This is a genomic window from Aquimarina sp. U1-2, assembly GCF_017897595.1.
Classification (GTDB): domain Bacteria; phylum Bacteroidota; class Bacteroidia; order Flavobacteriales; family Flavobacteriaceae; genus Aquimarina.
In genome coordinates this window covers 165,284-177,556 of record NZ_JAGKIK010000007.1, presented here as the reverse complement: position 1 = coordinate 177,556, position 12,273 = coordinate 165,284, and the positions used below count along the sequence as shown (strand labels likewise).

Annotated in this window: 12 protein-coding genes; 5 read left to right on the top strand and 7 right to left on the bottom strand. The window is 35.4% G+C overall.

The window, feature by feature from the left end:
- Positions 1–4 precede the first annotated feature (4 nt).
- On the top strand, positions 5–928 hold the full coding sequence (locus J8281_RS11310; protein ID WP_210197733.1) for a patatin family protein: 924 nt from the start codon (positions 5–7) through the stop codon (positions 926–928).
- 191 nt (positions 929–1,119) lie between these two features.
- Here the strand turns inward: J8281_RS11310 and J8281_RS11305 are convergent, their stop codons facing one another.
- The 5 genes from J8281_RS11305 to J8281_RS11285 all read right to left on the bottom strand — a co-directional run bounded on the left by J8281_RS11305 (position 1,120) and on the right by J8281_RS11285 (position 5,429).
- Complete coding sequence (locus tag J8281_RS11305) at positions 1,120–1,638, bottom strand: hypothetical protein (RefSeq protein WP_210197732.1); 519 nt, start codon at positions 1,636–1,638, stop codon at positions 1,120–1,122.
- A 30-nt stretch (positions 1,639–1,668) separates the two neighbouring features.
- Entirely contained in the window at positions 1,669–3,228 is a 1,560-nt protein-coding gene (locus J8281_RS11300; RefSeq protein WP_210197731.1) for an FMN-binding glutamate synthase family protein, read from the bottom strand.
- A 15-nt stretch (positions 3,229–3,243) separates the two neighbouring features.
- A complete protein-coding gene (locus J8281_RS11295) occupies positions 3,244–4,542 on the bottom strand; it encodes an amidohydrolase (protein WP_210197730.1) in 1,299 nt (432 codons plus the stop codon).
- 4 nt (positions 4,543–4,546) lie between these two features.
- On the bottom strand, positions 4,547–5,077 hold the full coding sequence (locus J8281_RS11290; protein WP_210197729.1) for a DsrE family protein: 531 nt from the start codon (positions 5,075–5,077) through the stop codon (positions 4,547–4,549).
- 64 nt (positions 5,078–5,141) lie between these two features.
- Entirely contained in the window at positions 5,142–5,429 is a 288-nt protein-coding gene (locus J8281_RS11285; RefSeq protein ID WP_210197728.1) for a hypothetical protein, read from the bottom strand.
- A 369-nt stretch (positions 5,430–5,798) separates the two neighbouring features.
- Between J8281_RS11285 and J8281_RS11280 the strand changes: the two genes are divergently transcribed.
- The 3 genes from J8281_RS11280 to J8281_RS11270 all read left to right on the top strand — a co-directional run bounded on the left by J8281_RS11280 (position 5,799) and on the right by J8281_RS11270 (position 10,144).
- A complete protein-coding gene (locus tag J8281_RS11280) occupies positions 5,799–8,135 on the top strand; it encodes an ATP-dependent helicase (RefSeq protein WP_210197727.1) in 2,337 nt (778 codons plus the stop codon).
- Positions 8,136–8,346: 211 nt separating this feature from the next.
- Positions 8,347–9,441, top strand: a complete 1,095-nt coding sequence (locus tag J8281_RS11275) for an alanine racemase (RefSeq protein ID WP_210197726.1) — start codon at positions 8,347–8,349, stop codon at positions 9,439–9,441.
- Positions 9,442–9,523: 82 nt separating this feature from the next.
- Positions 9,524–10,144, top strand: coding sequence for an L-threonylcarbamoyladenylate synthase (locus tag J8281_RS11270; protein ID WP_210197725.1), 621 nt, complete (start codon positions 9,524–9,526; stop codon positions 10,142–10,144).
- Here J8281_RS11270 and J8281_RS11265 read toward each other — a convergent pair.
- On the bottom strand, positions 10,141–11,013 hold the full coding sequence (locus tag J8281_RS11265) for an AraC family transcriptional regulator (protein WP_210197724.1): 873 nt from the start codon (positions 11,011–11,013) through the stop codon (positions 10,141–10,143). The genes J8281_RS11270 and J8281_RS11265 overlap by 4 nt on opposite strands.
- A 211-nt stretch (positions 11,014–11,224) precedes the next feature.
- On the opposite strand from J8281_RS11265, the gene J8281_RS11260 reads away from it, so the two are divergent.
- Entirely contained in the window at positions 11,225–11,812 is a 588-nt protein-coding gene (locus tag J8281_RS11260; RefSeq protein WP_210197723.1) for a hypothetical protein, read from the top strand.
- A 125-nt stretch (positions 11,813–11,937) separates the two neighbouring features.
- Here J8281_RS11260 and J8281_RS11255 read toward each other — a convergent pair whose 3' ends face one another.
- Entirely contained in the window at positions 11,938–12,132 is a 195-nt protein-coding gene (locus J8281_RS11255; RefSeq protein WP_210197722.1) for a hypothetical protein, read from the bottom strand.
- Positions 12,133–12,273 lie beyond the last annotated feature (141 nt).

Genomic DNA, 12,273 nt, shown 5'->3' with positions numbered 1-12,273 from the left:
TGATATGCGTGCATTGGTAATTTCTGGAGGCGGCAGTAAAGGTGCTTATGCAGGAGGAGTGGCTCAATATTTAATAGAAGAACAAGGTAAAAAATACGATCTTTTTCTGGGAACATCAACGGGAAGCCTCCTGATTCCCCAACTGGCATTAGGAAATATTAGTCGTATGTACGACATCTATACCAATGTAAATCAACATACTATTTTTAACGTAAATCCTTTTATTGTTCGAAAAAAGGGGAATCGAGAATTTGTATCGGTGAACTTTTTTTCATCACTATGGCAGTTTATGAAAAGGAAACGCACATTTGGCGAAAGTAAAAATTTGAGACGGGCTATTAGAAGAAATTTATCTGAAGCCGAATTCCGCTTGATCCGAAAAACAGCCAAAGACGTAGTAGTCACTGTTTCTAATCTTACCAAAAATAGAACCGAATACAAATCGATTAATGATTTTTCTTATGAAGATTTTTGTGATTGGATTTGGATATCTTGTAATTATGTGCCTTTTATGAGTTTGGCCACCAAAAATGGATGTGAGTATGCCGACGGTGGATTTGGATGTATGGTACCTATTAGAGAGGCGATACGAAGAGGAGCAACCGAGGTCGATGCTATTATATTAGAGTCTGAAAATATGGAACATAACAAAATACTAGGCAAAAACCCATTCTCTTTAATGGTAAATTTATTTAGTTATATGCTCGATCAGGTAGAAGGTCATGATACAATTGTTGGTAAATTAGCGGCTATCAATAAAGATGTACCACTCAATTTATATTATACACCGTCTAAACTTACAGAGAATTCTTTAATCTTTAACAAAAAATTAATGGGTAATTGGTGGCGCCAAGGTTACGAATACGCTGCTGAAAAGGCCAGACATGCCGAAGATAATAAATTGAAGGATATTGATATGGCCGGATGATCATGCTATATCATTAAACCCGGATTATGCAATAGAAAATCTATTCCGAGCTGAAATCCCTTCAAAATCAATTGCAGAGCTGCCTTTTTTGATTTAACCAAAACGATGCTATGCTAAAATCAATAAAAGCCTTGATTTTATTGGGCTTTCAACTCTCATTACGAAGTTCTATTGCATAATCCGGGTTAAAATCATAATAAATTACCAACCTCTTCTTTAACTTTTAAAAGTGCAGCTTCACTTGGAGCTCCGTTTTCTACAAGATAAGTCAAAATGGCTTCTCTCATTTGATCGGCAGAATTTACATCTTCTTTAAGTGTGATTTTTCGAACTAAGGCAATAGTAGCGTTTTTTGCAGCAATAATCGTATTCCAGCATTCGTCAGATACATAAATTTGTTGCGTAAGATTATGTTCAAATTCTTGATCTATCGTATTCACAAGTAATGCCTCATATCCTTTTTTGTCATTATCTACTGGCGTCATTCGAAATAACAATTTGCCAGGGGCAATCCTTTCTAAGAATAGTGCCATACGTTCATACGCTTGTAATCGCAACGGAAATGCTTGCTTTTGATGTTCCCGATGTAAAAGAAACCTGCGACGCCTTTCTTCATTGTTGGTATGTTGTTTAAAAAAATAAATAGCCAGTACGGTTACCAGCGTTGTTGGAATTAATGAAATAAGTAAGGGTATGATTTCTATAGTCATGGTAGTTTTTTGAAAATTAATTTGTGTGTATTATGAGTAGGATCCTCCAAGGTACATGCATTGTTTTAAATCTTTACTACTTGAAAATTCAACAGGATCTTTTGCATATTTAAATGAGTCTTCTAAGGTTCTGGTCAGCTCCCCATCATCAACGTTCAATTCGATATCCTTCATTGTAAACTGACACGGATGTTCGTATCCCGAAGCATGCGTAATTTCTATAAATTCTTTTCGAAATGTTTTAAAATATTGTGCCAGCCGATCCGATTTTAACGGTACATTAATACCGTTTTGAAGCCATGTGCTTTGGGTAGCAATTCCGCTAGGACAACGATTGGTATGACATACCTGCGCTTGTATGCAACCTATACTCATCATGGCTTCGCGTGCTACATTGATACAATCAACTCCCATGGCAAATGCCATAGCTGCTTTGGCAGGGAAACCCAGCTTTCCACTTCCTATAAAAACTACTCTGTCGGTTAATTTGTGACGTTGAAATATTTTGTAGATCGCAGTAAATCCATACACCCAAGGCAATGAAACGTGATCGGCAAAGCTTGGCGGAGCGGCTCCGGTTCCGCCTTCGCCACCGTCAATAGTAATAAAATCTGGTCCGCGATCTGTTTTCACCATAAGATCAGCAAGCGCTTCCCATTGTTCTGTTTTACCAATAGCAGCTTTAATACCAACAGGTAATCCGGTTGCCGCAGCAATGTCTTCAATATATTGTAAAAGTTCAGGAACCGTAGTAAAGGCGGTATGCGAAGATGGTGATAATACATCTTTTCCAGGTGTAACCCCTCTTATTTTTGCAATTTCAGGAGATATTTTCGCTCCGGGCAGTACCCCTCCTTTTCCGGGCTTGGCACCTTGCGATAATTTGATTTCGATAGCTTTGATAAACGGATTTTTTTGTACCAGCTCTTTCATTTTTTGTATAGAAAAATTCCCTTGTTCATCTCGAACCCCAAAATATCCGGTTCCAAAATGAAAAATAACATCACCTCCGTTGCTGTGATAGGGTGAAAGACCACCCTCCCCAGTATTTTGAAAAGCGTTTGCCTTTTGAATCCCAATATTTAAAGCCTCGACTGCTTTTGCAGAAAGAGAGCCATAGCTCATCGCAGATATATTGATAATTGATGCAGGGCGATACGGTTTTTTACGTTGATTATAAGCTCCCATGACTTTTGCGCAAGGAAGAAAAGAGGTGTCCATTTTATTAGGATGATCTTTTTCTATTTTGAAGGGAATCATGCAATTTTTAACAAAAATATGCTGGTGTTCATAGATATCTCTATCGGTACCAAAGCCTTCATAATTATTTTCGTTTTTTGAGGATGCATATACCCAACTACGCTCGATTCTATTAAAAGGGAGTTCTTCTCGATTATTGGCTACAAAATACTGTCGTATTTCTGGACCGATACTCTCAAGCATATATCTAAAATGACCGATTATAGGATAGTTATGATTGATCGTATGTTTTCTGTTAAAGAAAATATCTTTTATCGCTATTAGCAATAGAAAGATAATCATCCATAGCCACCAGGGTATTGATTTGAGTAAGTCGAAGATACTTTGCATATACAGTTGAGATATCTATTGGGCGTTGAGGTAGTCTAACGTAAGTTGAGACATGACTTTTACTCCAAGTTTAAGACCACTTTCATCAATATAAAAATCTGGGGTATGATGTGAAGCGGCATTCTGGGCTCCCGGGGTTTTTCCTCCCAGAAAAAAGTAAAATCCAGGCACTACTTCTTGAAAATATGAAAAATCCTCTCCGCCGGTAGTGGCTTTTGATAAAATTACATTTTCAGGACCTGCAATTCTCTGGATGGTTGGTAACATCATATTAACCAAGTCCGGATCGTTGTAGGTAATCGACGTATTGTTTTGAAAATCAATTGTTGCTTCTCCGCCATAGGTTTTTGCTATAGACGGTACCATTTCTTTCATTCTTCGAATAATAAGTTCACGCATTTGGGGGTCCAGAGTTCTCACCGTTCCTATAAGTTCTGCAGTTTCAGGAATGATATTAAAGCGCACCCCACTCGTAATTTTACCAACTGTAATTACTGCAGCCTCGTTGACCAGGGGAGATTCTCTACTTATGATGGTTTGTAAACCGTCTACTATTTTGGCAGAAATTAATATAGGATCCACACCAGTCCAAGGGGCAGACCCATGTGTTTGCTTTCCTTTTACATTAATAACAAAACGCTCTACAGCCGCCATGGTACCTCCTGGTTTATAGCGAATTTTTCCTACATCGGTACCCGAGTTGATATGCAAACCAAAAATTGCATCTACATCTGGGTTTTTCAAGACTCCTTCTTTAATCATCAGTTTGGCGCCGCCTTCTTCACCTGGTGGGGGTCCTTCTTCTGCGGGTTGAAATATAAATTTAACCGTACCCTTTATTTTTTCTTTGTATTTGCTGAGAATTTCTGCTACTCCCATTAAAATAGCGGTATGTGTATCGTGACCGCAGGCATGACTCACTCCAACTTCGGTATCAAGAAAGGTAGTTTTTACTGTGGATTTAAACGGTACATCGACTCTTTCAGTAACAGGTAATGCATCTATATCTGCTCTAAGGGCTACGGTTTTACCAGGATTATCGCCTTTCAAAATACCAACTACCCCGGTTTTCGCAACATTTTCAGTAACCTGAATACCTAAACCTTTAAGGTGCTCTGCAATTTTTTTTGCAGTTTTAAATTCTCTATTTGAAAGTTCTGGATTTTGATGAAAATCTCTTCTCCATTCAATAACTTTATTTTCCAATTTATTGGCCATTGCATCAACATCAGGGTCAATTTTTTGAGCACGAATGGTAGATGTAAAAATAGTAAGCCAAATGATCAATAAGGTAGATTGTGTTTGTATACTCATGATATTAAAAATTAATAAGTCGGTAATTTCCGTTTTGTAATTGTACGAGTGCTGTCATAGCAGATAGCGCAATATGTGTTTCGGGTAAGATATCCTTTTTTGAAACACCTCTATATGCCGTAGTTTGACCACAAAGAATGACTTGTACTCCGGCACCAGATAATGCGTTAATTAGTGTAGCGTTAGGATTATCAATACCATATTTTTCCTGATATCGATTATTAGATAATATATCAGTAATCGCGTCACCATGTACAACTAACGCTACATTAATATTTTTGGCGGGTACTCCGGCATTTACATGCATGTTTACATAACGTGCGGCAGTGTTAAAGAGTGGATTTATCGAGGTACTATCTTCAAAAGTTCGACCTACATCAAAAACCACCTTCAAGCTATTATGGGTGTCTGTTTTGAAATCTGGGTTACTTACTTCAAATGTTTCTCCGTATCCTGAAATGATTTCAGCTTTTTTTTGGGCATACATCATTACAGGAATTATAAATAGTACTACTATGAATAGCGTATTTTTCAATCTATATTTTTTGGTATTTAAAGATATTCAAAAATACGGTATACAAAAATTATATTGGCATAGTTTATGAAATACTAAGGATGCGTTCTAGCGGTATAATGGTAGATCGTTTTAGAATAACTTCTTTATCTGTAATACCCCAAATGGTCGTTTCCACTTTTTTAAATCCGGTATCGTCTACAAAAATAATTTTTACTTTTTGATGTTCAAGGTTTCCCAGAGAAAGTGCTCTTTGCAGTTCTAGAAACCTATCAATTTGATCTTTTCGTTTGTCTAGAACATCTTCTTTTGGAAATTTTAAAAATTTGATCTGCTCTTTTTCAATAACTTGTACATTTATGTCTGGGGCCATACGATTACATTTTAGATTAGTATTTTAAGTATATTGTATAGTAATTGTTAGGAAATCTTATACAATTCTGTATAGTTTAAAATGAGTGCGTCATTCTTACTATTTTCAATACAGACATCAGGTATTTTGTTGTAAACTTTCCTATCAATTTTTTAAATATAATACATTTTATCTTAAAATATTGCACTTTATCTATTTTATTTTAAGATTATCTACATGTTGTAAGAATTTTGAGTGAAATTTTGTGTGATTTCAATAGCATGGAATGAGCTAAAGTTATTGACTGTTATTTGTTTACAAAAAGACGCTTTATGAGTTTTAAAAAAGGCTTTCTTTGCTTAAATTTCGAATCATTTAAAATTGTCACGTTTGGAAGAGTATTTAGCAGAATTGAATGATGCGCAACGGGCTCCTGTACTACAGAAAGATGGACCTATGATCGTAATTGCCGGTGCCGGCTCTGGAAAAACACGTGTGCTAACCTACAGGATTGCTTATTTGATGCACCAGGGTGTCGATCCATTTAACATACTGGCATTAACCTTTACCAATAAAGCAGCACGCGAAATGAAAAAGCGAATTGCAAATATTGTTGGGGCTAGCGAAGCAAAAAATCTATGGATGGGAACTTTTCATTCTATTTTTGCAAAAATTCTTCGGTTTGAAGCAGATAAGCTTGGGTATCCTTCTAATTTCACTATTTATGATACGCAAGATTCACAACGATTGATAGCTTCTGTAATTAAAGAAATGGGGCTAGACAAAGATGTTTACAAATACAAACAGGTATATTCGAGAATTTCGTCCTACAAAAATAGTCTGATTACGGTCAAAGCCTATTTTCAAAATGCAGAATTAGTTGAGGCTGATGCTATGGCGAAACGCCCGAGAATGGGTGAGATATATCAACACTATGTAGATCGTTGTTTTAAGGCAGGAGCAATGGATTTTGATGATCTTTTATTGAAAACGAATGAGTTATTAAATCGTTTTCCTGAAGTACTGGCAAAGTATCAAAATCGATTTCGATATATTTTGGTAGATGAGTATCAAGATACCAATCATTCGCAATATCTAATCGTAAGGGCTTTATCAGATAAGTTTCAAAATATATGTGTGGTAGGAGATGATGCACAAAGTATTTATGCCTTCCGCGGAGCGAACATCAATAATATTCTCAATTTTCAAAGAGACTATGATCATGTGCAACAATATCGCCTGGAACAGAATTACAGATCTACAAAAAATATTGTACAAGCCGCAAACTCTATTATTGATAAAAATAAAACTAAACTTGATAAAGTAGTTTGGACTGCTAATGATCCCGGACCAAAAATTATTGTGAATCGATTACTTACCGATGGTGATGAAGGTAGATTTGTAGCAAGTTCAATTTTTGAAAATCAAATGCACAAGCAACTCGGAAATGGGGAGTTTGCTGTATTGTATCGAACTAATGCTCAATCCAGAGCTATTGAGGATGCGTTGCGTAAACGAGATATAAAATATCGAATTTATGGCGGTTTATCGTTTTACCAACGCAAAGAAATTAAAGACGTATTGGCCTATCTACGTTTGATTATTAATCCTAAAGATGAAGAGGCTTTAAAACGTATTATCAATTATCCGGCCAGAGGTATTGGTGCAACCACAGTAGATAAATTAATAGTTGCTGCAAACCATTATGATCGTTCTATTTTTGAAGTTATAGAGCATCTGGATCGAATAAACCTCAAAATTAATAGCGGTACAAAAACGCGTCTGGAAAACTTCATGAATATGATTAAAAGTTTTCAGATTACCAATCAAACATCTGATGCTTTTGTACTGGCTGAAACAGTTGCAAAAAAGACCGGATTACTTCAGGAATTAAAAAAGGACGGGACACCAGAGGGAATTGCCAGAATTGAAAATATTGAAGAGTTATTGAACGGTATTCGTGATTTTGTCGAAGGTCAAAAGGAAATAGAAGATGCCACCGGATCATTGGCAGAGTTTCTTGAAGATGTAGCGCTTGCTACAGACCTGGATCAGGATACCGGTGATGATGATAGAGTTGCGTTGATGACCATCCATTTGGCAAAGGGGCTCGAGTTTCCTTTCGTATATATTGTAGGTATGGAAGAAGATTTGTTTCCGTCGGGTATGAGTATGAATACCAGAAGTGAATTGGAAGAAGAACGACGTTTATTTTATGTAGCGCTAACAAGAGCCGAAAAGCAAGCCTACTTAACCTATACACAATCCAGGTATCGTTGGGGTAAGTTAGTTGATGCCGAGCCAAGTCGCTTTATTGAAGAAATAGACGATGAGTATCTCGAATATGTGACTCCGGTAGAAAATTATCGATATAAGCCCTTAATCGATGCCGATATATTTGGAGAAATAGATAAAAGTAAATTACGACTTAAAAAACCTGTTTCTGGATCACCGCCTTTGGCTCATAAACCTACGCAAGAGCAATTGCAAAAATTACGTAAACTTAGACCTGTTGGGAATGAAATATCGACTAGTGATACACCATCCAACATAGGTCATGATCATCTTGCTGCAGGCGTAGTCGTTGAACATATGCGTTTTGGAATAGGAAAAATTATGAAGTTGGAAGGAGTAGGGCAAGATAAAAAAGCAGAGATTAATTTTGAAAAAGGAGGTGTTAAGAAATTGTTGTTGAGGTTTGCAAAGTTAAAAGTTGTAGATAACTAAAATTGATTGTCTGTTATTATACCTAAAATTTAACTGAGAAGTCATCCTGAATTCATTTCAGGATCTCATTAAGTTTATTTTCAGTACATTGAGATGAGAAGCTGAAACGAGCCTGTGCTGAACTCGTTTCAGTATTCAGCTTGACGCAAACCGTTTAGGTTAAATCACGGATATTCGTATAACTGAATCTCAGAATTAAAACCAAATACTCATGATACAAGTACCATCGTTGATTTTGGATGTTGCAAAATGTAAAAAAAATATACAAGAGATGGCGCTGAAAGCCAAAAAACATGATCTTACTTTCAGGCCGCACTTCAAAACACATCAATCTCTTGAAATTGGTAGATGGTTTAAAGCATATGGTGTACAACAGATAACCGTTTCATCATTAGAAATGGCCGATTATTTCGCCGAAGAGTGGAATGATATTACTGTGGCTTTTCCTACGAATATTTTAGAGATTGATCGTATCAACGCGTTGGCCAAAAGAGTACATCTTAATGTTCTGGTCGAATCCGTTGATACTGCTAAATACTTGTCAGAAAATTTAAGAAATACCGTTGGTTTTTTTATCAAAATTGATGCAGGTTATCATAGAACGGGATTAGAACCTAACAAAACAACGATTATTAATGAAATTTTAAAGATCTCGAGTGCTGCACAGAAATTAGATTTCAAAGGTTTTTTGGCGCATTCTGGGCATACGTATAAATGTAATCAACATGAAGATATTCTTGAAATTCATGAAACATGCGTTCGGGTCTTGAACAATTTGAAGAAAATATATTCCGTCGATTTTCCTGACCTAATCGTTTCGTTAGGGGATACACCAAGTTGTAGCATAGCTGATCATTTTTCGGGTATTGATGAAATTAGACCGGGTAATTTTGTTTTTTATGATCTGATGCAACACAGGATTGGCTCTAACGCTGTCGACCAGATTTCGGTAGCTATGGCCTGTCCGATTGTAGCTATTCACGAAGATCGCAACGAGTTGGTTATTTATGGTGGTGGTGTTCATTTCTCTAAAGAAAGACTCGACACCAAAAATGAGGAGGGTGTCATTTATGGAGGTATCGTTGAGAAAAAAGGCAACGTGTGGGGTGATCTGATCCCTGGTACGTATATCAAAAGTTTGTCACAAGAGCATGGTATTGTTGCTGTACCAAGTACTCATATAAAGAAGTATACCATTGGTGATTATCTATTGATTGTACCTATTCATTCGTGTATGACAGCCAATTTGATGAAACGCTTCAAAACCACCGAAGGAGAAGAAATAGTTATGATGAATTCGTGGTAATTTTTAATATAATTTTTCAAATTAATCCAAAAAAGAACACATATCTTTGATATTAAACCAGTTCATTAGTTTGGTTTAAAAGATGGCAGATTTTATAAAAATATATAACGAAAATCCCAATCCGCGAGAGGTGCAACGCGTAGTGGATTGTTTACGCAGTGGTGGACTAATTATTTATCCTACAGATACAGTTTACGGTCTGGGGTGTGATATTACAAATACCAGAGCTTTAGAACGTATAGCTCAAATCAAAGGTGTTAAACTCGCAAAAGCCAACTTTTCTTTTATCTGTAAAGATTTAAGCAATTTATCTGATTATGTAAAACAAATCGACAACGCTACTTTCAAACTTTTAAAAAGGGCTTTGCCAGGACCTTATACCTTTATTCTTCCTGGAAACAGTAATTTGCCAACCGTATTTAAAAAGAAAAAGACTGTAGGTATTCGAGTACCAGATAATACTATCTGTAAAGCAATAGTAGACGGTTTAGGAAACCCGATCATTTCTACATCTATTTATGATGAAGATGAAGTAATCGAATACACTACAGATCCCGAACTGATTTTAGAAAAATGGGATACTATTGTAGACATAGTTGTCGATGGGGGATATGGTGATAATATTCCTTCTACAGTCATAGACTTAACTACGCAAGAACCGGTTTTAATTAGAGAAGGAAAAGGAAGTATCGATATAATTTAAGACACTGTATATTTCATCTCATTGCGATACATACTAGGTGTTTTTCCAGAGAATTTTTTAAATAGTTTATTGAAATGAGAAAAATTACTGAAGCCACTTTCATAACAAACATCGGTAATACTGGTTTGTTTTTCGTGTAATAATTTTGCGGCATGAACGAGTCTATACTCATTGACAAACTGTGTAAAGGTTTTTCCGGTAATTTTTTTGAAATACCGACAAAAGCCAGGAACACTCATACTTACTTTATCAGCTATTTCTTCTAAAGAAATGGGTCGAATAAATTCTTGTTGAACAAAGTTGAAGATGAGATTAATTCTATTATTGTCTTGTATTGCAGTTTCTATAATAAACCCTTCTGCATTTAAAATCGTATACTCATCAGTTTTTTCCATTTCTTTAAGAACTTTTAAAATACCAATCAATCTTTCAAATGATTCCAGATCTCGTAAAGCTTCTATTTGGGCTCCTATTTTCCTTTTGGTATTTCCATGAAACACGATTCCTTTTTTTGCCTGTCTCAATAGTTTGCCTATACCGCTCATTTCAGGAATATCGAAAAAATGAGTTCCTAAAAAATCGGGTAGCATCTGTACAATGGTTTCTCTGCTATTTCCTGTTTTTAAATCTGTAAAACCACAATGTGGTAGATTACTGCCTATAAGCATCAAAGCACCATTTCTGTAATACGACATGTGACTTCCTATTTGGCGCTTACCAGTGCCTCCATTTACATAAACGAGTTCTATTTCAGGATGATAATGCCAAATAGGGGCTTTATTTTGGTTTGTACGGGTAAACGTTTCATAGTACATAGAACTCCCAAATTCTGGTACTATTTTTTCTAAAGAGGGTTTCGTAGAATTCATAATTTGCGAGGTTAATTTATAAATATTGTAATAAACCGGTTAAAAAATTGTGATCTCACTATTAAAAGTGTGTTAAATTAACTAATTGTAATTGAATTGGATAATTTAAATGCTAAAATAGTACATAAATTGGTAAATTGTGTTGTGTTATACTATTTTCTTTGCTATTACTTTTGTACTGTAAATATTAACAAACTAAAACTAGAAAGTTATGAAAAGAGTAATTAACCTATGCCTACTTTGCGGAGTTTTATTATGGAGTAGTATCATAAAAGCTTCAGATGTTTTATCGGTCAAAGTTGAAAATGCTTCAACAATTAATGTTTCACTTTCGAATATTAGTAAGGGACAAAAATTGTATCTTAAAAATTATTCTGGAGAAATACTTTTTGATGTTACTTTGGACGCAATGACTTCTTATAGAAAATATTTTAATCTGAATACGGTAGAGAATGGTATTTACTTTGTCGAAACTGAATCTCAATTTGATATTAAAGTAACTCCCGTAGTCAAAAATGAACAAGGCGTTGCTTTAATTAATAAGTCTGCAACTATCGTTTTTAAGCCTAAAGTATTAGTTGAAGATCGTATGGTTAGAGTAATGATGACTAAATCAGATAAGACTTCTTTAGAGGTTACTGTTTATGATGAAGAAGGAGTTATGCTTTTTTCAGAAAATGTAGAAAATGAGAAAACTATCTTTAAAAGAGCATATAATTTTTCTGAAGTACCCTATGGTAAATACTTAATCTATTTTACACTTGACAATAGAAGATTTGTAAAAGAAATCAATATTTAAAGAAGCATATTCACTCATATAAAGTCAAAGGCGATGTTTTTCAACATCGCCTTTTTTGTTTTGCAAATAGCCACTTTGTTGCATAAACCGGAATTTATATTCCAATGTCTTTGCCTCGTGATAGTTTATGCTACTGGAAGAATACAACGACCAGAACCGGTACATATTCCGCCGATGACACATTCAAAAAGGCTAATACCAGGAGCCGCAGGAAAACAGCAGCGATCACCAAATTGAATACAGTTATTTTGTTGAGAAGCTGCGCGAATAGCACCTTGCTCTTTTTTCGTAAGTACTTTAAAATTTTGAATGTTTTTCATGTTTAAAAGGTTTTAAGATTTTGAAATATTAATTTACAAAACCTTTATGGTATGTAAAACAAATTAGTACTTATTTAACTAGAACCTGATCTAGTGCAATTCGTATATGGCGAATACTAAAAAAAGAGGCTGCCTTTACGC